23 protein-coding genes are annotated in these 21,360 nt (G+C 75.3%); 20 read left to right on the forward strand and 3 right to left on the reverse strand.

Going from position 1 to position 21,360, the window contains the following annotated elements; translation table 11 throughout:
• Positions 1 to 78: 78 nt before the first annotated feature.
• From ACI796_RS07500 to ACI796_RS07595, 20 genes are all read left to right on the forward strand, one after another.
• On the forward strand, positions 79 to 501 hold the full coding sequence (locus ACI796_RS07500) for a hypothetical protein (RefSeq protein ID WP_456940605.1): 423 nt from the start codon (positions 79 to 81) through the stop codon (positions 499 to 501).
• Positions 502 to 536: 35 nt separating this feature from the next.
• Positions 537 to 926: an HNH endonuclease gene (locus tag ACI796_RS07505; RefSeq protein WP_456940606.1), complete on the forward strand. Its 390-nt coding sequence runs from the start codon at positions 537 to 539 to the stop codon at positions 924 to 926.
• Between the two features lie 10 nt (positions 927 to 936).
• The gene (locus tag ACI796_RS07510; RefSeq protein ID WP_456940607.1) at positions 937 to 1,476 is read left to right on the forward strand and encodes an MOSC N-terminal beta barrel domain-containing protein; all 540 of its coding nucleotides are present in this window, start codon (positions 937 to 939) and stop codon (positions 1,474 to 1,476) included.
• Between the two features lie 98 nt (positions 1,477 to 1,574).
• The gene (gene thrS / locus ACI796_RS07515) at positions 1,575 to 3,647 is read left to right on the forward strand and encodes a threonine--tRNA ligase (protein WP_456940608.1); all 2,073 of its coding nucleotides are present in this window, start codon (positions 1,575 to 1,577) and stop codon (positions 3,645 to 3,647) included.
• Positions 3,644 to 4,225: an HIT family protein gene (locus ACI796_RS07520; protein ID WP_456940609.1), complete on the forward strand. Its 582-nt coding sequence runs from the start codon at positions 3,644 to 3,646 to the stop codon at positions 4,223 to 4,225. The genes thrS and ACI796_RS07520 overlap by 4 nt, the downstream gene beginning before the upstream one ends.
• A 2-nt stretch (positions 4,226 to 4,227) precedes the next feature.
• Positions 4,228 to 4,860, forward strand: a complete 633-nt coding sequence (gene pgsA, locus ACI796_RS07525) for a phosphatidylinositol phosphate synthase (RefSeq protein ID WP_456940610.1) — start codon at positions 4,228 to 4,230, stop codon at positions 4,858 to 4,860.
• Positions 4,857 to 5,792, forward strand: coding sequence for a phosphatidylinositol mannoside acyltransferase (locus tag ACI796_RS07530; protein ID WP_456940611.1), 936 nt, complete (start codon positions 4,857 to 4,859; stop codon positions 5,790 to 5,792). The genes pgsA and ACI796_RS07530 overlap by 4 nt, the downstream gene beginning before the upstream one ends.
• Entirely contained in the window at positions 5,792 to 7,003 is a 1,212-nt protein-coding gene (locus tag ACI796_RS07535) for a glycosyltransferase family 4 protein (protein WP_456940612.1), read from the forward strand. The genes ACI796_RS07530 and ACI796_RS07535 overlap by 1 nt, the downstream gene beginning before the upstream one ends.
• 11 nt (positions 7,004 to 7,014) lie before the next feature.
• Positions 7,015 to 7,554: a hypothetical protein gene (locus tag ACI796_RS07540; protein WP_456940613.1), complete on the forward strand. Its 540-nt coding sequence runs from the start codon at positions 7,015 to 7,017 to the stop codon at positions 7,552 to 7,554.
• Positions 7,555 to 7,620: 66 nt separating this feature from the next.
• A complete protein-coding gene (gene pdxS / locus ACI796_RS07545; RefSeq protein WP_456940614.1) occupies positions 7,621 to 8,523 on the forward strand; it encodes a pyridoxal 5'-phosphate synthase lyase subunit PdxS in 903 nt (300 codons plus the stop codon).
• Complete coding sequence (pdxT, locus tag ACI796_RS07550; RefSeq protein ID WP_456940615.1) at positions 8,520 to 9,188, forward strand: pyridoxal 5'-phosphate synthase glutaminase subunit PdxT; 669 nt, start codon at positions 8,520 to 8,522, stop codon at positions 9,186 to 9,188. The genes pdxS and pdxT overlap by 4 nt, the downstream gene beginning before the upstream one ends.
• Positions 9,185 to 9,937, forward strand: a complete 753-nt coding sequence (locus ACI796_RS07555) for a YebC/PmpR family DNA-binding transcriptional regulator (RefSeq protein WP_456940616.1) — start codon at positions 9,185 to 9,187, stop codon at positions 9,935 to 9,937. Before pdxT ends, ACI796_RS07555 begins: the two co-directional genes overlap by 4 nt.
• A 145-nt stretch (positions 9,938 to 10,082) precedes the next feature.
• Positions 10,083 to 10,649: a crossover junction endodeoxyribonuclease RuvC gene (gene ruvC / locus ACI796_RS07560; protein WP_456940617.1), complete on the forward strand. Its 567-nt coding sequence runs from the start codon at positions 10,083 to 10,085 to the stop codon at positions 10,647 to 10,649.
• On the forward strand, positions 10,646 to 11,284 hold the full coding sequence (gene ruvA / locus ACI796_RS07565) for a Holliday junction branch migration protein RuvA (protein WP_456940618.1): 639 nt from the start codon (positions 10,646 to 10,648) through the stop codon (positions 11,282 to 11,284). Before ruvC ends, ruvA begins: the two co-directional genes overlap by 4 nt.
• Entirely contained in the window at positions 11,281 to 12,405 is a 1,125-nt protein-coding gene (gene ruvB / locus ACI796_RS07570) for a Holliday junction branch migration DNA helicase RuvB (RefSeq protein ID WP_456902765.1), read from the forward strand. The genes ruvA and ruvB overlap by 4 nt, the downstream gene beginning before the upstream one ends.
• Before the next feature lie 172 nt (positions 12,406 to 12,577).
• Positions 12,578 to 12,943 (forward strand): preprotein translocase subunit YajC, encoded by a 366-nt coding sequence (locus ACI796_RS07575; RefSeq protein WP_456940619.1) that lies wholly within the window; start codon positions 12,578 to 12,580, stop codon positions 12,941 to 12,943.
• A gap of 10 nt (positions 12,944 to 12,953) precedes the next feature.
• Positions 12,954 to 14,642: a protein translocase subunit SecD gene (gene secD, locus ACI796_RS07580; protein ID WP_456940620.1), complete on the forward strand. Its 1,689-nt coding sequence runs from the start codon at positions 12,954 to 12,956 to the stop codon at positions 14,640 to 14,642.
• Complete coding sequence (gene secF, locus ACI796_RS07585) at positions 14,639 to 16,009, forward strand: protein translocase subunit SecF (RefSeq protein ID WP_456940621.1); 1,371 nt, start codon at positions 14,639 to 14,641, stop codon at positions 16,007 to 16,009. The genes secD and secF overlap by 4 nt, the downstream gene beginning before the upstream one ends.
• On the forward strand, positions 16,006 to 16,602 hold the full coding sequence (locus ACI796_RS07590) for an adenine phosphoribosyltransferase (RefSeq protein ID WP_456940622.1): 597 nt from the start codon (positions 16,006 to 16,008) through the stop codon (positions 16,600 to 16,602). The genes secF and ACI796_RS07590 overlap by 4 nt, the downstream gene beginning before the upstream one ends.
• Before the next feature lie 90 nt (positions 16,603 to 16,692).
• Positions 16,693 to 19,116: a RelA/SpoT family protein gene (locus ACI796_RS07595; protein ID WP_456940623.1), complete on the forward strand. Its 2,424-nt coding sequence runs from the start codon at positions 16,693 to 16,695 to the stop codon at positions 19,114 to 19,116.
• Here ACI796_RS07595 and ACI796_RS07600 read toward each other — a convergent pair.
• Genes ACI796_RS07600 through ACI796_RS07610 form a run of 3 tightly spaced genes read right to left on the reverse strand, consistent with a single transcriptional unit; the run spans position 19,106 to position 21,317 of the window.
• Positions 19,106 to 19,747 (reverse strand): class I SAM-dependent methyltransferase, encoded by a 642-nt coding sequence (locus ACI796_RS07600; protein WP_456940624.1) that lies wholly within the window; start codon positions 19,745 to 19,747, stop codon positions 19,106 to 19,108. The two genes, ACI796_RS07595 and ACI796_RS07600, sit on opposite strands and share 11 nt — an antisense overlap.
• Positions 19,744 to 20,460 (reverse strand): peptidylprolyl isomerase, encoded by a 717-nt coding sequence (locus ACI796_RS07605; protein ID WP_456940625.1) that lies wholly within the window; start codon positions 20,458 to 20,460, stop codon positions 19,744 to 19,746. The genes ACI796_RS07600 and ACI796_RS07605 overlap by 4 nt, the downstream gene beginning before the upstream one ends.
• Entirely contained in the window at positions 20,457 to 21,317 is an 861-nt protein-coding gene (locus ACI796_RS07610; RefSeq protein WP_456940626.1) for a peptidylprolyl isomerase, read from the reverse strand. Before ACI796_RS07610 ends, ACI796_RS07605 begins: the two co-directional genes overlap by 4 nt.
• Positions 21,318 to 21,360: the final 43 nt, after the last annotated feature.

Below are 21,360 nucleotides of genomic sequence, written 5' to 3' on the forward strand. Positions count from 1 at the left end.
GGCCGGTCTCGTCGGGTCAGACACTGGCCGATCCCGTTTCTCATCGGTCGGGGACCCGCCGTGCTGCACGATGCGGGAGTGGAGCCGGTCCCTGATGCGTACACGCTGCGTGCCGTCGTCGAGCTGGAGGTGGCGCTCGAGGCGGGGGTGGTGGTCGACGCCGCGCACGCCGTCGTCGGCGACCTGGCGGTGCGGTCCTTCGGCCCGGGGGTGTTCGGCTGGATCGGCGAGGCGCTGGCCGAGGAGAGCCGGGACCCCGAGGACTGGGCGGCGTTGCTCGCCGACGAGGCCCTCGCCGGCCGCGTCCTCGCGCACCTGCGGGACCGCGCGGGCGACGACGACACGGCGGGAGGCGACCTCGTGTGGTCGGCGTACGCGCCCGGTGCCGGTCCCGGCCGGGAGCAGTTCCGGCGGGCCGTCCGCCGCCGCCGGCGGAGCGCGCTGACGGCCGCACTGCTGCCGCGGCCCCCGCGGGTGGCCGGGCGCCGCCGCCGGGACTGAGCGCGCCCACCTGGATCAGGCGCACCATGGGGGAGATGGCACTGGACAGGGTCGCCCGGCTGGACGCGGCCGTGGAGCGGGACGGCCCCACCTGCATCTGGTGCGGCCGGGCGCTCACCGGGCACGTCACCCCCACGACCGAGCACGTCGTGCCGCGGGTCAAGGGCGGCCCGTCGTGGCTGGAGAACGAGGTGGCCGCCTGCCGGCGGTGCAACGGCGAGCGCGGGCACACCGCACCGGTCGAGTGGCTGGAGGAGTGCCTGCGCCGCGGCTGGCCCGCCGACGAGCAGCGGCTGGCCCGCGTCCTGACCGGGCTGGCCGAGGCGATCGCCGTCCGCGGCGGGCAGCGCCGGGCCCGGCCCTACCTGGAGTCCCAGCTGCGCCGGCTGCGCCGCCGCGGTGTCGTCGTCGCCCGCCCTGCGTAGCGTGACCCGCGTGAGCGCGGGGACGGTCGTCGGCATCTCGGTCTACCCCGTCCGCGGCTGCGCCGGCACGCCCCTGCGGTCCGCCGACGTCGGCCCCGCCGGCCTGGCCGGGGACCGTGGGTCCGCCGTCGTCGACCTCGACGGGCGGGTGCTGCGCGGGAAGGACGCCCCCGCGCTGGCCGGCGTCACCCCCACCGGCCACCCCGACCTCGACGCCGCCGCCGTCGCCGCGGCGCTGGGCCGGCCGGTGCGGCTCGAGCCGCTGACCGGCCGGCCCGAGGGCGCCGCGGCGGTGCACCTGGTCTCCCGGCAGGCGCTGGACCGGGCGGCGGCCGGTGTCGTCCCGGCCGGCTGCGGCGCCGAGGACCCGCGGGCCAACCTCCTCCTCGACCTGCCCGCCGACGACGAGCGGACCTGGGTGGGCCGCCGGCTGCGGCTGGGCTCGGCCGTGCTGGAGGTCACCCGGCTGCCGAAGCACTGCCTGGGCGTCTACGCGGAGGTGGCCGAGCCCGGGACGGTCACGGTCGGCGACGAGGTCCTCCCCACGTAGTCGGCTCTCGGGAACACCGGGGCACGGTCGATACGCTGGCCGGTGCGCGTCCGCCGAGCGGACGCCGTCCCGATCTCGCGCAACCCCCAGGAGCCCCCGTGTCCGCCGCGCCCACCCCTGCCGCAACCGCCCCGATCCGGGTGCCGGCCGGGACGACGGCCGAGCAGGCGCTCAAGGACGCCGGGGTCGCGCTCAAGGGCCCCGACGGCGCCGTCGTCGTCCGCGACCTCGCCACCGGCGACCTGCGCGACCTCGCCTGGGCCCCCGACGCCGACGCCGAGGTCGAGCCCGTCGTCGCCGCCAGCCCCGAGGGCCGCGCGGTCATCCGGCACTCGACCGCGCACGTGCTCGCCCAGGCCGTGCAGGACCTGTTCCCCGGCACCCGGCTGGGCATCGGCCCGCCGGTGGAGAACGGCTTCTACTACGACTTCGACCCGGAGAAGCCGTTCACCCCGGAGGACCTGCAGGCGCTGGAGAAGCGCATGCAGCAGATCGTCAAGGCCGGCCAGCGCTTCTCCCGCCGGGAGGTCAGCGACGACGACGCCCGCGCCGAGCTCGCCCACGAGCCGTACAAGCTCGAGCTGATCGGCCTCAAGGGCTCTGCTGCCGACCCGGCCCACCCGGCCGCCGAGGGCGCCGACGTCGAGGTCGGCGGCGCGCAGCTGACCATGTACGACAACCTCGACCCGCGCACCGGCGAGCGGGTCTGGACCGACCTGTGCCGGGGCCCGCACCTGCCGCGCACCTCGACCATCCCGGCGTTCAGCCTCACCCGCTCGGCCGCCGCCTACTGGCGGGGCAGCGAGAAGAACCCGCAGCTGCAGCGGGTCTACGGCACCGCGTGGGAGAGCCGCGAGGCGCACAAGGCGTACCTGGAGCAGGTGGCCGAGGCCGAGCGCCGCGACCACCGCCGCCTGGGCGCCGAGCTGGACCTGTTCAGCTTCCCCGACGAGATCGGGTCGGGCCTGGCGGTGTTCCACCCCAAGGGCGGCGTCGTCCGGCGGGAGCTGGAGGCGTACAGCCGGCAGCGGCACGAGGAGGCCGGCTACTCCTTCGTCAACACCCCGCACATCACCAAGGGCCGGCTGTTCGAGATCTCGGGCCACCTCGACTGGTACGCCGAGGGCATGTACCCGCCCATGCAGCTCGACGAGGAGCGCGACGCCGACGGCACCGTCCGCCGGCAGGGGCAGGACTACTACCTCAAGCCGATGAACTGCCCGATGCACAACCTGGTGTTCGGGTCCCGCGGCCGCTCCTACCGCGAGCTGCCGCTGCGGCTGTTCGAGTTCGGCACCGTCTACCGGTACGAGAAGTCCGGCGTCATCCACGGGCTCACCCGCGCCCGCGGCTTCACCCAGGACGACGCGCACATCTACTGCACCCCCGAGCAGATGCCCGGTGAGCTGCGCGGGCTGCTCGACTTCGTCCTCGGCCTGCTCGCCGACTACGGCCTCTCCGACTTCTACCTCGAGCTGTCCACCCGCAACCCGGAGAAGTCCGTGGGGTCGGACGAGAGCTGGGAGGTCGCCACCGAGGCACTGCGCCAGGCGGCGCTGGAGTCCGGCCTCGAGCTCGTCCCCGACCCGGGCGGCGCGGCGTTCTACGGCCCGAAGATCTCGGTGCAGGCGCGCGACGCCATCGGCCGCAGCTGGCAGATGTCGACCATCCAGGTCGACTTCAACCTGCCCGAGCGGTTCCACCTCGAGTACACCGCCGCCGACGGCTCCCGCCAGCGGCCGGTCATGCTGCACCGGGCGCTGTTCGGCTCGATCGAGCGCTTCTTCGCCGTCCTCACCGAGCACTACGCCGGTGCGTTCCCCGCGTGGCTGGCCCCGGTGCAGGTGGTCGGCATCCCGGTCACCGACGACCAGGTCGGCTACCTGACCGACGTCGCGCTGAAGCTGCGCGCCCGCGGCATCCGGGTCGAGGTCGACGACTCCGACGACCGCATGCAGAAGAAGATCCGCAACGCCAGCATGCAGAAGGTGCCCTTCGTGCTCATCGCCGGGGCCACCGACGCCGAGGCCGGCGCGGTCTCCTTCCGCTACCGCGACGGCAGCCAGCGCAACGGCGTGCCGGTCGACGAGGCCGTCGACGCCGTCGTCGCCTGGGTGACCGCGCGGCACAACGCCGACCCGACGGCGGACGCGCCGCTGGAGTCGCGGTGACCGTGGGGCCCGACGGCTTCACGGTCCCCGTCTCCGCCGACGACGACGGGCCGGCCGCCGTCTTCGAGCACCTGTGGACGCCCTACCGGATGGCCTACATCCGGGGCTCGGGCAAGCCCACCGGCGAGCACGACTGCCCGTTCTGCCTCATCCCGGCGATGCCGGACGAGCAGGGACTGGTCGTGGCGCGCGGCGCGACCGTCTTCGCGGTGCTGAACCTCTACCCCTACAACGCCGGGCACCTCATGGTGGTCCCGTACCGGCACGTGCCCGACTACACCGACCTGACCGACGACGAGGTCGCCGAGCTGGGCGCGTTCACGCAGACGGCGATGCGGGTGGTGCGGCAGGTGACCGGAGCACACGGTTTCAACATCGGGATGAACCAGGGCCAGGTGGCGGGGGCCGGCATCGCCGACCACCTGCACCAGCACGCGGTGCCGCGCTGGGGCGGCGACACGAACTTCATGCCGGTCATCGGCCTCACCCGGGTGCTGCCGCAGGTGCTGGCCGAGACCCGCGCGCTGCTGGCCGCGGCGTGGCCGGGCGCGGCGCCGTCGGCGCGGACGGGGGACTGACCGTGCTGGGGTCGGGTGCCCGGGCGGCCGTCGGCCGGTTCTGGGCCCCGGTGGTCACCCGGCTGGCGCGGGCCGGGGTGACGCCGGACGCGATCACCGTCACCGGGACCGTCGGCGCGATCGCCGCGGCGGTGACGCTCATCGCCCACGGCGTCCTGTTCTGGGGCGCGTTCACCGTCACGCTGTTCGTGCTGCTCGACATGCTCGACGGGGCGCTCGCGCGCGCCCGCGGCGGCGGGTCGGCGTTCGGCGCGGTGCTGGACTCGGCCTGCGACCGTGCCGTCGACGCCGCCGTCTTCGGGGCGCTGGTGTGGTGGTACACCGGCGCGGGCGACGACCGGCTGCTCGCGCTGCTGGCCATGGTGGGGCTGGTCCTCGGCGTGCTGACCAGCTACATCAAGGCGCGGGCCGAGGGCGTCGGCATCCCGTGCGACGTCGGCCTGGTCGAGCGCACCGAGCGGCTGATCCTGGTGCTCGCCGGCACCGGCCTCACCGGCCTGGGCCTCCCGTACGCCGTCGACGTGGGCCTGTGGCTGCTGGTGGTGGGCGGCGCGGTGACCGTCGCCCAGCGGGTGGCCGCCGTCCACCGTGGCGCCCGGGGGACGTCGCTGACGCCGTCGGCGCCGGCCCCGTGAGCGGCCTCCGGGCCCGGGCGGCCGCCCGGGCCACCGACCTCGGCTACGCGGCGGGCTGGCAGGCGGTGCAGTGGCTGCCCGAGCCGGTGGCCCGCGGCGCCTCCGACGCGGTCGCCCGCTTCGCCGCCGGCCGTGAGGGCCGGGGCACCCGCCAGCTGCGGGCCAACCTGCGGGTGGCCACCGGCGGCAAGCTCGCCGACGACGAGCTCGCCGCGCTCACCGCGCGCGCGCTGCGCTCCTACGCCCGGTACTGGCAGGAGGCCTTCCGGCTGCCGCGCCTGGGCACCGCGCGGGTGCTGCGCGACACCGTCGTCCCCGGGATCGAGCACCTCGCCCGCGCCCGCGCGCAGGGCCGGCCGGTGATCCTGGCGCTGCCGCACAGCGGCAACTGGGACGCCGCCGGGGTGTGGTTCCTCGACTGGCTCGGCGAGCCGTTCATGACCGTCGCCGAGCGGCTGCGGCCGGAGTCGCTGTACGAGCGGTTCCTGGCCTACCGGGAGACGCTCGGCATGCGGGTGGTGCCCCTCACCGGCGGGGAGCGGCCGAGCTCGGCGGTGCTGCGCGAGTGGCTCGAGGCCGGGCGCTCGGTGTGCCTGCTCGTCGACCGCGACCTCGGCTCCGGCGGCGTGCCCGTCGAGTTCTTCGGCCGGCCGGCCACCATGCCCGGCGGTCCGGCGCTGCTGGCCGCGCAGACCGGCGCCTCGCTGCACCCGGTCACGTGCCGGTTCAGCGAGCGCGGGTGGGTGCTGCAGGTCGGCGAGGAGGTCCCGCTGGACGGCGGGACCCGGCTGCGGGACCGGGTGGCGACGGCGATGCAGGGCGTGGCCGACGCGTTCACCGCCGACATCGCGCGGCAGCCGGAGGACTGGCACGTGCTCGGGCGCATCTGGGCCGACGTGCCGCCCGACCCGCCGGCGGGGGAGTGTCGCTGATGCGGATCGGCCTGGTCTGCCCCTACCAGTGGGACGTCCCCGGGGGCGTCCAGTACCACGTGCGCGACCTCGCCGAGACGCTGCGCGGGCTCGGCCACCACGTCGAGGTGCTCACCCCGGCCGAGCACGAGGAGTCGCTCACCGACCCCTGGCTCACCTTCGCCGGGCGCACCGTGCCGATCCCCTACAACGGCTCGATGGCCAGCGTGCAGTTCGGGCCGGTGTCCGCCGCGCGGGTGCGCCGCTGGCTGCGCGAGGGGCACTTCGACGTCGTCCACGTGCACGACCCGGCGCCGCCGTCGATCGGCCTGCTGGTCTGCATGATCGCCACCGGCCCGATCGTGGCCACCTTCCACGCCGCCACCGTGCGGTCGAAGTGGCTGGCCGCCTGGGGCCCGGTCGTGCGCCCGTGGCTGGAGAAGATCACCGGCCGGATCGCCGTCTCCGACTTCGCCCGGCGCGTGCAGGTCGAGCACCTCGGCGGCGACGCGGTGATCATCCCCAACGGCGTGCACGTGGGCTTCTTCGCCGAGGGCCCGACCCTGCCCGGGGCCGCCCGCGGCGTCGACGGGCCGACCATCGGGTTCCTCGGCCGCTACGACGAGCCGCGCAAGGGCCTGCCGGTGCTGCTGGAGGCGATGCGGACCGTCGTCCGCGAGCACCCCGGCGCCCGGCTGCTGGTGGCCGGCCGCGGCGACCCCGACGCCCTGTACGCGGCGGTGGGGGAGGACCTGCGCGCGCACGTGGCCCTGCTCGGCGAGATCCCCGAGGCCGACAAGGCCGCCTTCCTGCGCTCGGTGGACGTCTACTGCGCGCCCAACCTGCTCGGCGAGTCCTTCGGGGTGGTGCTCATCGAGGCCATGGCCGCCGGCGCGCCGATCGTGGCCAGCGACCTCGACGCGTTCGCGCGGGTGCTCGAGGACGGCACGGCCGGGGTGCTGGTGCGCCGCGGGGACAGCGCGGCGCTGGCCCGGGCGCTGTCGGACCTGCTGGCCGACCCCGCCCGGCGGGCGGCGCTGTCCGCGACCGGGCGCGAGGTGGCCGCGGGCTACGACTGGCAGGTGGTCGCCCGCCGGGTGCTCGCCGTCTACGAGACCGTCGTGCTCCCCGGCGCAGGAGAGGTCACCGCGGGCGACGACGAGGCGTGGCCGGAGGTGACGGGCGCCACCGACGGGGTGTCGACCTCCCTGAGGAGGCGCGGCCGCCGCTAGCGTGACTCGGCGTGACACCCGGCGCCTGGTTGCTCGTCGCCGCGGTCGTCGTCGTCCTCCTGCTGGCCTGGACCGCCTGGACGCTCACCCGGCTGCGGCGGCTGGAGGCCCGCGTCGCCCGCTCGCGGACGGTGCTCGAGGACCGGCTGCGGCACCGCGCCGCGCTCGCCGAGGACCTGGCCGCCGGGTACAGCGCCGCGCTCGGTGAGGACCGCGCGTCCCGGCTGAAGACCGCCGCCTACGAGGCACGGCAGACGCCGGCCGGCGACCGGGAGCTGGCCGAGAACGCCCTGGGCCGGGAGCTGCGCGCCCTGCCGGCCGAGGTGCCCGGCGTCCCCGCGTCGCTGCTGGCCGCGCTGGCCGAGACCGACGCCCGCATGGGGCTGGCCCGGCGCTTCTACAACGACGCGGTCCGGGACACCGCGCTGCTGCGCCAGCGGCGGCTGCCCCGGCTGCTGCGGCTGCACGCGGACCGGCCGCTGCCCCGCTTCTTCGACGTCGAGGACGGCCTGGACGCGGTCCCCACGGGCGCCGGCACACCGCGCGGCTGAGCCCGCCTACGCTGGGCCGGGTCGCGCGGTCGTGCGGCCTGCCCTCCGCACCACCCAGGAGCAGCCGTGTCCGACCCCGCCGCCCTCCCCGTCACCGGCACCTCCCGCGTCAAGCGCGGCCTCGCCGAGCAGCTCAAGGGCGGCGTCATCATGGACGTCGTCACCCCCGAGCAGGCGAGGATCGCCGAGGACGCCGGCGCCGTCGCCGTCATGGCGCTCGAGCGGGTGCCCGCCGACATCCGCGCCCAGGGCGGCATCGCGCGGATGAGCGACCCCGACATGATCGACGGGATCGTCTCCGCCGTCTCCATCCCGGTGATGGCCAAGGCCCGCATCGGGCACTTCGTCGAGGCCCAGGTGCTGCAGAGCCTCGGCGTCGACTACGTCGACGAGTCCGAGGTGCTCACCCCGGCCGACGAGGCGCACCACATCGACAAGCACGCGTTCACCGTGCCGTTCGTCTGCGGCGCCACCGACCTGGGCGAGGCGCTGCGGCGGATCGCCGAGGGCGCGGCCATGATCCGGTCGAAGGGCGAGGCGGGCACGGGCAACGTCGTCGAGGCGACGCGGCACGTGCGGGCGATCCGGGCCGGCATCCGGCGGCTGGGCACCCTCGACGAGACCGAGCTGTTCGTCGCGGCCAAGGAACTGCGCGCGCCGCACGACCTGGTCGCCGAGGTGGCCCGCACCGGGAAGCTGCCGGTCGTGCTGTTCACCGCCGGCGGCATCGCCACCCCGGCCGACGCGGCGATGATGATGCAGCTGGGCGCCGAGGGCGTGTTCGTCGGCTCGGGGATCTTCAAGTCCGGCGACCCGGCCCGGCGCGCCGCCGCGATCGTCCAGGCGACGACGTTCCACGACGACCCCGACGTGATCGCCAAGGTCTCCCGCGGGCTGGGCGAGGCCATGGTCGGGATCGACGTGGACACGCTGTCCGACTCGCAGCGGTTCGCCGCGCGCGGCTGGTGAGCGCGCCCCGGATCGGGGTGCTCGCGCTGCAGGGCGACGTCCGCGAGCACCTCGCGGTCCTGACCGGGCTCGGCGCGGACGCGGTGCCGGTGCGGCGCCCCGCCGAGCTGGCCGCCGTCGACGGGCTGGTCCTGCCCGGCGGCGAGTCGACCACGATGGCGAACCTCGCCGTCCGCACCGGGCTGCTCGAGCCGCTGCGTGCCGCCGTCCGCGGCGGGCTGCCGGTGTACGGCACCTGCGCCGGGCTGGTGCTGCTGGCCGACCGGCTCCTCGACGCCCCGCCCGGGCAGCAGACGATCGGTGGCCTCGACGTCACCGTGCGGCGCAACGCCTTCGGCCGGCAGGCCGACTCCTTCGAGTCGCGCGTCGCGGTGGAGGGCGTGCCCGGCGGCCCGCTGTCGGCCGTGTTCATCCGTGCGCCGTGGGTCGAGGAGGCCGGGCCGGGGGTGCAGGTCCTCGGGCGGGTCGAGGGCGGAGCGGCCGACGGTAGGATCGTCGCGGTGCGCCAGGGCGACGTCGTGGCCACCAGCTTCCACCCCGAGCTGACCGGGGACACCCGGGTCCACGCGTGTTTCGTGGAGATCGTGCGGAGCGCGGTCGGCGGGGCGGTCGCAGCCCCCAGCGGCGCCGGTGCCGGCGCCCCCGACCTCGGAGGAGCACAGTGAGCGGCCATTCCAAGTGGGCGACCACGAAGCACAAGAAGGCCGCCATCGACGCCAAGCGCGGCAAGCTGTTCGCCAAGCTGATCAAGAACATCGAGGTCGCGGCGCGCACCGGCGGCGGTGACCCCGCGGGCAACCCGACGCTCTACGACGCCATCCAGAAGGCGAAGAAGTCCTCGGTCCCCAACGACAACATCGACCGCGCGGTCAAGCGCGGCTCGGGCGCCGAGGCCGGTGGCGTCGAGTACCAGTCGATCACCTACGAGGGCTACGCGGCGGGGGGCGTCGCGGTGCTCGTCGAGTGCCTCACCGACAACCGCAACCGGTCGGCCTCCGAGGTGCGCACCGCGATGACCCGCAACGGCGGCTCGATGGCCGACCCGGGCTCGGTGTCCTACCTGTTCACCCGCAAGGGCGTCGTCGTCGTCCCGAAGGCCGACGGCGTCGACGAGGACACCGTCCTCATGGCGGTCCTCGACGCCGGCGCCGAGGAGGTCCGCGACCTCGGCGACACCCTCGAGGTCGTCTCCGAGCCCGGTGACCTGGTCGCCGTCCGCACCGCGCTGCAGGACGCCGGCATCGACTACGACTCGGCCGAGGCCGGGTTCGTGCCCAGCGTCACCGTCGAGCTCGACGAGGAGGGCGCCGGCAAGGTGTTCCGCCTCATCGACGCGCTCGAGGACCTCGACGACGTGCAGAACGTCTACGCCAACTACGACGTCTCCGACGAGGTGCTCGAGAAGGTCGGCTGAGGGAGCTCATCCTCTCCCTCCCCGCCGCGCACGGCCGGGGCCGCGCACCGCTCCCCGGACCGTGCCGCGTGTTGCGCCGCGGGGCCGTCGTCCGGGACGGTTACGGTTGCGGTCGAACACGCGTTCGGTGGGAGGGGGAGCGGGCATGCGGGTGCTCGGCATCGACCCGGGGCTGACCCGGTGCGGGTGGGGTGTGGTCGACGGCCGGCCCGGCACGCGCCCGGCCGCCGTGGGCGTCGGCGTGATCCGCAGCTCCGCGGACCTGGACCTGGAGCTGCGGCTGCTGGAGCTGCACACCCAGGTCACCGCGCTGCTGCGCGAGCACCGGCCCGACGTCGTGGCCATCGAGCGGGTGTTCACCCAGAACAACAAGGGCACCGCCACCGGCACCGCGCAGGCGGCCGGGGTCGCGGCGCTGGCCGCTGCGCAGGCCGACCGGCCGGTCGCCTGGCACACGCCCAGCGAGGTCAAGGCGGCCATCTCCGGCAACGGCCGCGCGGACAAGGAGCAGGTCACCCTCATGGTCACCCGGGTGCTGGGGCTGGCGTCACCCCCCAAGCCGGCCGACGCCGCCGACGCCCTGGCGCTGGCGGTCTGCCACGTGTGGCGCGGCCCGGCCCAGGACCGGCTGCGGGTCGCGGCGATCGCCGGCGGCATCGGCGCGCCGGTGGTGCAGCGGACGCTGCCGCGCTGGCAGGGGGTGTCCCGGTGATCGCCTCGGTGAGCGGCCGGGTCGCCGCGGTCGGCCCGGAGGGCGCGGTCGTCGAGGTCGGCGGCATCGGCCTGGCCGTGCAGTGCACGCCGGGCACCATCGCCCGGCTCGCGGTGGGGGAGGACGCCCGCCTGGCCACCAGCCTGGTCGTGCGCGAGGACTCCCTCACCCTCTACGGCTTCGCCGACGACGACGAGCGGCAGCTGTTCGAGCTGCTGCAGACCGCCAACGGCGTCGGCCCGCGGCTGGCGCAGGCGGTGCTGGCCATCCACCCGCCGCGCGAGGTCCGCCGCGCGGTGTCCACGGCCGACGTCAAGGCGCTCATGCAGGTGCCCGGCATCGGCAAGAAGGGCGCCGAGCGGCTGATCCTCGAGCTGCGCGACCGGCTGGGCGCCACCACCATCGACACCCAGCTCGACGGGCCCGCCCCGGCGGGTCTCGCGCCGGTCACCCCGGTGGCGCCCTGGCGCGACCAGCTGTCCTCGGCGCTGGTCGGGCTCGGCTGGTCCACCAAGGAGGCCGACACCGCGCTCACCGCGCTCGCGCCGGTCGCCGACGAGCAGCTCACCAGCACCGGGCGGGTCGACGTCGCGCTGCTGCTGCGCCAGGCGCTGCAGCTGCTGGGCCGGTCGTGAGCGCCCCGTTCGACCGGTCGCTGACCGGCGAGGTGGAGTCCGGCATCAGCCGCGACTTCGCCGTCTCCCCGCAGGCCGGGGACGAGGAGCGGGTGGTCGAGTCCGCGCTGCGGCCGCACTCGCTGACCGACTTCATCGGCCAGCCCAAGGTCGCCCGCCAGCTCGCGCTGGTCCTCGAGGGCGCCAAGCGCCGGGGCCGGCCGCCGGACCACGTGCTGCTGTCCGGCCCGCCCGGGCTCGGCAAGACCAGCCTCGCGCTGATCATCGGCTCGGAGCTCGGCACCTCGGTGAAGATCACCAGCGGCCCGGCGATCGAGCGCTCCGGCGACCTCGCCGCGATGCTGTCCAACCTCGGCCCCGGCGACGTGCTGTTCATCGACGAGATCCACCGCATCGCGCGGCCCGCCGAGGAACTGCTGTACATGGCGATGGAGGACTTCCGGGTCGACGTCGTCGTCGGCAAGGGGCCCGGCGCCACCGCGATCCCGCTGGAGATCAACCCGTTCACCCTGGTCGGCGCGACCACCCGGGCGGGCCTGCTCACCGGGCCGCTGCGCGACCGGTTCGGCTTCGTCGGGCAGATGGAGTTCTACGAGCCCGCCGAGCTGCAGCAGGTGCTCGCCCGCAGCGCCGACCTGCTCGGCGTCGAGCTCACCGACGACGGCTCGGCCGAGATCGCCGGCCGCTCCCGCGGGACGCCGCGCATCGCCAACCGGCTGCTGCGCCGGGTCCGCGACTACGCCGAGGTCGAGGCCGACGGCCGGGTCACCCGCGCCGTCGCGCAGGCCGCGCTGGCCCTCTACGACGTCGACGACCTCGGGCTGGACCGGCTGGACCGGGCGGTGCTGGAGGCGCTGGTCGTGCGCTTCTCCGGCGGGCCGGTCGGCGTCTCCACGCTGGCGGTCGCGGTGGGCGAGGAGCCGACCACCGTCGAGGAGGTGTGCGAGCCGTTCCTCGTCCGCGCCGGGCTGCTGGCCCGCACCCCGCGCGGGCGGGTGGCCACCGAGGCGGCCTGGCGGCACCTCGGCCACCCGGTGCCGCGCGGCGGCATCCCCCTCGGGGGTGTCACAGCCGTCCCGCGTGACCCGGGCGCGTCGTCGGAACCGCTGTTCGACGCCTAGACTGATCGGCGCTGGCGCGCAACTCGGCCCTCCCCGGGCCGACCGGTCCCGGCCGTGCGATCCCGTGTCGGCGCGGACGGTGTCCCGCGCGCCACGACCGACGTACCCGAGCGGTCCCGACCCGGGCCGCACCGACCGCGCGCAGCCGGCGCGGTAGAGAGGCACTCCCGTCGTGGAACTGTTCCCCCTGCTCCTGCTCGTGCTGGCGTTCGTGGCGCTGGTCGTGCTCCCCGCGCGGGCCCGCAAGCGCCAGCAGAACCAGACGCAGTCGGCGCTGGCGATCGGCGTGCCGGTCACCATGGCCGGCGGTGTGTACGGCACGGTGGCCGGTCTCGACGACCCGGCCACCGTCCAGGTCCAGATCGCCCCGGGCGTCGTGGTGACCTACGCCCGGCAGGCGGTCCTCCAGGTCCGCCCGGTGGCCGGCGAGGTGCCCGGCCCGGTGGCGACCGGGGAGACCGTGGTCGAGCCCGCCCCGGACGAGACCACGCCCCGGGACGACCGGCCGGGTGACGGCCCCACCGGCAAGACCCTCTGACGGAGGACCCGTGGCCAACCGCGCCCTGCCGGCGCGCCGCTACTTCGGCGCGCTGGTCCTGATCGTGGCCGTCATGTACGGCCTGATCTTCCTCACCGGCTCCGACCGCACCCCCCAGCTCGGCCTGGACCTGCGCGGCGGGACCACGGTCACGCTGACCGCGCGCACGCCCGACGGGCAGGCGCCGGCGCCCGAGGACCTCGAGCTCGCCCGCCAGATCATCGAGCAGCGGGTCAACGGCCTCGGCGTCGCCGAGGCCGAGGTGGTCACCGAGGGCGACGCGAACATCGTCATCTCGGTGCCCGGCGACGACGGCGAGCAGGCCCGCGAGCTGGGCCAGACCGCCCAGCTGCGGTTCCGCCCGGTGGTCACCGGCCCCGAGGCGGCCGCGCCCGCGGAGAGCACCGACAGCGCCGCGCCGAGCGACTCCGCCACCCCGACCGACGGCGCGACGCCGACGGACCCCGCGGCCCCCACGGACTCCGCGGCGCCGACCGACCCGGCCACCCCCACCGACGCCGCGACGGCGACGGACCCCGCCACCCCGAGCGACGGCGCGGTGAGCGACCCCGCGCTCGACCCGGACCGCCCCGCGGTGACCCAGGAGGAGGCCGCGGCGCAGTACGCGACGCTGACCTGCGACCCCGCGGACACCACCAGCGAGGTCGCCCGCCCCGACGACTACGTCGCCGCGTGCAGCGAGGACGGCTCGCAGAAGTACCTCCTCGGCCCGACGATCATCGAGGGCACCGAGATCGCCGACGCGACCGCCGGCACCCAGCAGACCACCGGTGAGTGGGTCGTCCTGCTGGACTTCAACTCCGAGGGCCGGGCCACCTGGGCGGAGTACACCGCCGCCAACGTCGGCAGCAACGTCGCCTTCACCCTCGACGGCCGGGTCGTGTCCGCGCCCACCATCCAGGGCGCCATCAACGGCCAGACGACCATCACCGGCTCGTTCGACCAGGCGAGCGCCGAGGAGCTGGCCAACCAGCTGCGCTACGGCGCGCTCCCGCTGACCTTCGAGCAGGCCACCGCCGAGTCGATCTCCACCGAGCTCGGCGCCGAGCAGCTGGAGGCCGGCCTGATCGCCGGCGCCATCGGCATCGCGCTGGTGTTCGTCTACGCGCTGGTCTACTACCGGCTGTTGGGCCTGGTCATGATCGCCAGCCTGGTGCTGTCGGCGGTCGTGGTCTACGCCAGCCTCGTCCTGCTCGGCCGCGAGATCGGCTTCACCCTGAGCCTCGCCGGCATCGCCGGGTTCATCGTGGCCATCGGCATCACGGCGGACTCGTTCGTCGTCTACTTCGAGCGCCTCAAGGACGAGGTCCGCGAGGGCCGGACGCTGCGCTCGGCGGTGCCGCGCGCCTGGGTCCGCGCCCGCCGCACCATCCTCTCGGCCGACGCGGTCAGCTTCCTCGCCGCGGCGATCCTCTACTGGCTGGCCATCGGCGACGTGAAGGGCTTCGCGTTCACCCTCGGCCTGTCCACGGTCCTCGACCTGGTCGTCGTCTTCCTCTTCACCCACCCGCTGATGGCCGTGCTCGCCCGGTTCCGGTCGTTCGGCTCGAGCCGGTTCTCCGGCCTCGGCCAGGTCGACCGGTCGCTGCGCTCGGCCGCCCCGGCCGTCCGCGCGGAGCGCGAGCTGGTCGGCGCCGGGTCGGGTGCCCGCGCGTCCCAGGACAGGAGCAAGGCATGAGCCGCGACGAGGAGACCCCGGTGCCGGTGGGCACCGAGGCCGACGAGGCCCGCGCGGCCGACGCGTCGGCGGCCGAGGACGCCGCTGCCGCGGCCGACGACGCCGCGCTCGCCGACGCCGGCCTCCCCGCCGAGGGCAGCACCACCCGCCGCCCCGAGCGGCGGGCGTCCCTGGCGCACCGGCTGTACAACGGCGAGGCCGGCCTCGACGTCGTCGGCCGCAGCCGGCTGATCTACAAGGTCACCGCCGTCATCGTGCTGGTCTGCATCGCCTCGATGGTGTTCCGCGGCTTCAACTTCGGCATCGACTTCGCCGGCGGCAACAGCTTCCGGCTGCCGGGCGACAGCGCCGTGCTTGAGCAGGTGCGCGAGGCCGCCACCGACGCGGGCGCCGACGTCGCCTCCGCGCAGGTCGTCGGCGGCGACGAGATCCTGCTGCGCACCGGCGCGCTGGACAACGACGGCGAGCGGGCGGTCGTCGAGGCGGTGGCCGACGCCGCCGGCGTGGACGCGGGCGCCGTCAGCCCCGAGTCGGTGAGCGCCGAGTGGGGTCAGGACATCACCGACCAGGCGCTCATCGCGCTCGTGGTGTTCCTCGTCGCGGTCATCGCGTTCCTGGCGATCCGGTTCCAGCCGAAGATGGCCATCGGCGCCATCGTGGCGCTGCTGCACGACCTGCTGGTCACCGCCGGCGTCTACTCGCTGGTCGGCTTCGAGGTCACGCCGTCGACGATCATCGGCCTGCTGACCATCCTCGGGTTCTCCCTCTACGACACCGTCGTCGTCTTCGACAAGGTCGACGAGAACACCCGCGGCCTGGCGCAGAGCGCCCGCATGACCTGGGGGGAGGCGGCCAACCTCGCGGTCAACCAGACCCTCATGCGCTCGATCAACACCTCGGTGATCGCACTGCTGCCGGTCGCCGGGCTGCTGTTCGTCGGCGCGGGCCTGCTCGGGGTGGGCACGCTCAAGGACCTGGCGCTGGTGCTGTTCGTCGGCCTCGCCGCGGGCGCCTACTCGTCGATCTTCCTGGCCACGCCGATCGTCGCCGACCTCAAGGAGCGCGAGCCCGAGGTCGTCGCGCTGCGCAAGCGCGTGCTCGCCCGCCGGTCGGCCGCCGCCCGCCAGGGCGCCCGCGCCTCGGCCGGGCCGGTCGCCAGCGCCCGCCGGGCCCGCGGCGGCGCCGCGCGCGGCGGGGTGGCGCTGGCCGAGCGGGACGCCGGGTCGCTGGGCCCGGCGGAGGCCGACGTCGTCGTCGAGTCGCCGGCCACGGTCGGCCCCGACGCCGGCCGGCCGCGCGGCGCCACCGCGGCGCCGCGCCCGGGCGTCCGGCCGCAGCGGCCGGGCGGGTCGAAGAAGCGCCGGTGAGCACCGCCGAGGCGCTGCCGCCCCTCGACGAGCTCATCGCCTCCCTGACCGTCGACGTCCCGGACTTCCCCGAGCCCGGGGTCGTCTTCCGCGACCTCACGCCGGTCTTCGCCGACGGCCCGGCCTTCCGCCGCATGGTGGAGGGCCTGGCCGCGCCGGTGCTGGCGGACCCGCGGGCAGCGGCGGTCGCGCACACCGACGACGGCCGCCCCGGCGACCCGGGATTCGACGTCGTCGTCGGCGTCGAGGCCCGCGGGTTCCTGCTGGCCGCGGCGGTCGCGCTGCACGCCGGCGTCGGCGTCGTGCCGGTGCGCAAGGCCGGCAAACTGCCCCGGGAGCGGATCGCCGCCGAGTACGTGCTCGAGTACGGCACCGCGACCGTCGAGATGCACACCGACTCGCTCCGCCGCGGTCAGCGGGTGCTGCTGGTCGACGACGTGCTCGCCACCGGCGGCACGCTGGCGGCCTCCGTCGCCCTGGTCGAGGAGCTCGGCGGCGTGGTGACGGCGGTGTCGGTGGTCGTCGAGCTCGCCGCCCTGGGCGGTCGCGAGCGGCTCGCCCCGCACGCCGTGCACACCCTCTGGACCACCTGAGGAGGAGCCCCGGCCCGGCGCGGCCGCGCCCCTGGCGGGCGCGGCTAGCATGGTGCTGGTCGTTCCTCCTCTGCTCCCGCAGGAGTCGCCGTGGCACCCGACGCGCCCGCCACCCGCGTGGCTGGCGCGCGGCCCGAGGAGGACCCCGCTCCGCCGCAGGACCAGCGCACCCCGCTGCCGTCCCGGCCGCTGGTCCGCCGTCCCGACGACGTCGGCAGCGAGCCGCCGGAGGAGGGCGCCCCCGCCCGCCCGCGCCGGGTGCGCGACCGGCTGGCCCGCCGGATCGTCGCCGGCCAGCGCAGCGAGGTCCGCCCGGTGCTCGAGCCGCTGGCCGCGCTGCACCGGCAGAGCCACCCCAAGGCCGACCTCACGCTGCTGCAGCGGGCCTACGACGTCGCCGAGGCCGCGCACGCGACCCAGAAGCGCAAGAGCGGCGATCCCTACATCACCCACCCCCTGGCCGTGGCCACCGTGCTCGCGGGCCTGGGGATGGACACCACGACGCTGGTCGCCGCGCTGCTGCACGACACCGTCGAGGACACCGGCAAGACGCTCGAGGCGATCAGCGCCGACTTCGGCCCCGAGGTCGCCCACCTCGTGGACGGCGTCACGAAGATCGACAAGGTGAAGCTGGGCGACGCCGCCCAGGCCGAGACGATCCGCAAGATGATCGTCGCGATGGCCCGCGACCCGCGGGTGCTGGTCATCAAGCTCGCCGACCGGCTGCACAACATGCGCACGCTGCGCTTCCTCCCGCCGGAGAAGCAGGAGAAGAAGGCGCGCGAGACGCTGGAGATCCTCGCCCCGCTGGCCCACCGGCTGGGCATGAACACGATCAAGTGGGAGCTCGAGGACCTCGCGTTCGCCACGCTCTACCCCAAGCGCTACGACGAGATCGTCCGGCTGGTCGCCGAGCGGGCGCCCTCGCGCGACACCTACCTCGCCGAGGTGACCGCGGCGGTCACCGAACAGCTCAAGGCGGCCGGGATCCAGGCCGTCGTCACCGGCCGGCCCAAGCACTACTACTCGATCTACCAGAAGATGATCGTCCGCGGCCGGGACTTCACCGACATCTGGGACCTGGTCGGCATCCGGATCCTGGTCGACACCGTCCGCGACTGCTACGCGGCGCTGGGCATCATGCACGCGCACTGGCAGCCGGTGCCCGGGCGTTTCAAGGACTTCGTCGCGATGCCGAAGTTCAACATGTACCAGTCGCTGCACACGACGGTGATCGGGCCGCAGGGCAAGCCGGTCGAGCTGCAGATCCGCACGCACGACATGCACCGCACCGCCGAGTACGGCATCGCCGCGCACTGGAAGTACAAGGAGAAGGCGCGGCAGGGCGGCAGGCCCGGCCCCGGCGAGTTCGGCGCCTCGAAGGTCGGCACGCCCGACGACATGCTGTGGCTGCGCCAGCTGCTGGACTGGCAGCGCGAGGCCCAGGAGCCCGGCGAGTTCCTCGAGACCCTGCGCTACGACCTCGGTCCGCAGGAGGTCTTCGTCTTCACGCCCAAGGGCGACGTCATGAGCCTGCCCGGCGGGTCGACGCCGGTGGACTTCGCCTACGCGGTGCACACCGAGGTCGGCCACCGCTGCATCGGCGCCCGGGTGAACGGCACGCTGGTCAGCCTGGACAGCAGGCTGTCCAACGGCGACGTCGTCGAGATCTTCACCTCCCGCTCGCCCACGGCCGGCCCGTCGAAGGACTGGCTGTCCTTCGTCGGCTCCTCCCGCGCGCGGACCAAGATCCGCCAGTGGTTCACCAAGGAGCGCCGCGACGACGCCGTCGAGGCCGGCAAGGAGGCCCTCACCCGGGCCATGCGCAAGGCCGGCCTGCCGCTGCAGCGGCTGCTCGGCGGCGAGGCGCTGGTCACGCTGGCCAAGGACCTCCGCTACGCCGACGTCACCGCGCTGTACGCGGCGGTGGGGGAGAACCAGATCTCCGCGGCGTCGGTGGTCGACAAGCTGATCACCGCCCTCGGCGGCGCCGAGGGCGCGGTCGAGGACATCGCCGAGACCGCGATCCCCACCCGGCGCCCGCTGCACCGGCGCCCGGCCAGCGGCGACCCCGGGATCGTCGTCCACGGGATGAGCGACGTCTGGGCCAAGCTCGCCAAGTGCTGCACCCCGGTGCCCGGCGACGAGGTGCTCGGCTTCGTCACCCGCGGCGGCGGGGTCAGCGTGCACCGCACCGACTGCACCAACGCCGCGGACCTGCGGCGCAAGAGCGAGCGGCTGGTCGAGGTGGAATGGGCCAGCCAGCCCGGGTCGGTGTTCCTCGTCTCGATCCAGGTCGAGGCGCTGGACCGGCACCGGCTGCTGTCCGACGTCACCAAGGCGCTGGCCGACGAGCGGGTGAACATCCTCTCGGCGTCGGTGCAGACCAGCCGGGACCGGGTGGCGGTCAGCCGGTTCACCTTCGAGCTGGCCGACCCCGCGCACCTGGGCGCGGTGCTGCAGACGGTGCGCAACGTCGAGGGCGTCTTCGACGTCGAGCGCGTCACCGCCTGAGGGCCACCACCGCGTACAGCGGGTCCCCGGCGCCCGGCGGGGTGCGCAGCGACACCTCCGGCTCGGTGAAGGCGCCGGCGCGGCGCACCAGCTCGGCGACCAGCGCGCCGTGCTGCTCGTCGGTCGTGGCCAGCCAGCCGTGCACGGCCTTGGTGGGGAAGCAGCGGTTCGAGAAGGTGACCACCAGCGGCCCGCCCCGGCGCAGCACCCGCCCGGCCTCGGCGAGCACCTCGACCGGCCGGGTCAGGTAGTCGATCGACACGCAGCACACCACGGCGTCGACGTCGCCGTCGGGCAGCGGGAGCCGCGGGTCGGCGTTGAGGTCCCGCACCACCCGCTCGGTGGCCGCGGGGTTGGCGGCCAGCTCGCGGGCGTTCATGCCGAGCACCACCAGCTCGGCCGGCGGGGTGCGGAAGTGCGAGACCCACGAGGACATGAGGTCCAGCACCCGGCGGGGGACCGGCGCCGAGCCGTCGATGCCGAGCTCGGCGTAGAGGTCGCCGACCGCGGCGATCGCGGCGTCGTCGATGTGGGTGACCAGCCGCGGCGGGCCGTAGAACTCCGCGTCGGGCCGCTCGTCGTCGCGCGCGAAGAACCCGGGCGGGAACCCCGCGTAGGGGTCCTCCGTCATCCCACCGGTGCCATCGAGGTGACCGTCACCGGGACGGTCGGGGCGCCGCCGCCGGGGGAGGGGTCCAGCGAGCCGTCGTTGCCGTTGGCCGCGACCACGTCGAGGACGGCGAGGCCGCCGTCGTCGACCGTGCCGACGACGGTGTAGTCCGGCGGCAGCGCGCTGTCGCCCCAGACGAGGAAGAACTGGCTGCCGTCGAGGCCCTGCCCGCTGTTGGCCATCGCCACGGTGCCGCGGGGGTAGGTCTCGTCGCCGTCGACGTCGGTGGGGAAGGCGTAGGTGGGCCCGCCGGCGCCGGTGCCGGTCGGGTCGCCGCACTGCAGCACCTGCAGGCCCTCGCTGTCGACCTCCCGGTGGCAGGACGAGCCGTCGAAGAAGCCCTGCGCGGCCAGGTGCAGCATGCTCGCCGCCGCGCACGGGGCGCCGGCCCGGTCCAGGGTGAGTGTGAGCTCGCCCAGGCTGGTGGTCATCCGCAGCGCCGCGGTGCCCTCGGCGGGCACCTCGTCGTCGGGCGGGGCGACCTCCACGGCGTAGGGGTTGCCCGACCGGGCGGCCACCCACTCGCAGGCCACCGTCGCGGCGCCCGCAGTACCGCCGCCGGCGTCGCCGGTCCCGCCGGGGACCGGCGACGCCGAGCCGGAGACCGTGCCCGTGCAGGCCGACAGCGCCAGCAGGGCGCCGGTGAGGCCGGCGCCCGCCCGCGCCGGCCTCACGCGACGACGGTCATCGAGGTGATGGTCACCGGGAGGTTCGGCGCGCCGCCGCCGGGGCTCGGCTCGAACGAGCCGTCGTTGCCCGCCGCGGCGACGGTGTCGAGCACCGCGAGGCCCGCCTCGTCCACGGTGCCGACCGCCGTGTAGTCCGGCGGCAGGTCGGTGTCGACGAAGCAGAGGAAGAACTGGCTGCCCGTGGAGCCGGGCGTGCCGCTGTTGGCCATGGCGATCGTGCCGCGCGGGTAGGTCGTCTCCGGCGTGACCTCCTCGGCGAACTTGTAGGTCGGGCCGCCGGAGCCGGTGCCGGTCGGGTCGCCGCACTGCAGCACGCCGAAGGTCGGCTGGTTGACCTCGCGGTGGCAGGTGCTGCCGTCGAAGAACTGCTGCGAGGCGAGGAAGGCGAAACTGGCCGCGGCACACGGGGCCTTGGCGCGGTCGAGGGTCAGGGGGACGTCGCCCTGGTCGGTGCTCATGAGCAGCTGCACCGTGCCGCTGGCCGGGGTGGAGGCCGGGTCCGGCGGGGTGCCGACGTCGGTCAGGTTCGGGTTGCCCGACGTGTCGGGCGCGTAGGTGCAGGTGACGGTGCCGTCGGCGTTGGTGACCGCGGGGGCGGCGGTCGCCTCGGTGCCCCCGGTGGCGGCGGCCGAGCTGCTGCTGGCGGCGGCCCGGGCGCTGTCGTCGTCGTCCCCGCCGAGCCCGGCGACCAGGGCCACCGCCCCGGCGACGAGCACGACGGCCATCACGGTCACCACGACGAGCAGGTTGCGACGGCGCTTGCGGGCGAGCTCGGCGCGCCGCTCGAGCTGGCGCTGCAGGCGGCGCTGGGCGGCAACCCGCCGCTGCTTGTTGGTCGGCACGGGTCGGGACACTCCTCGGACGGACGACTGTTCCGCGGGGTCC

The sequence above is a fragment of the Geodermatophilus sp. SYSU D00525 genome, from assembly GCF_054050475.1.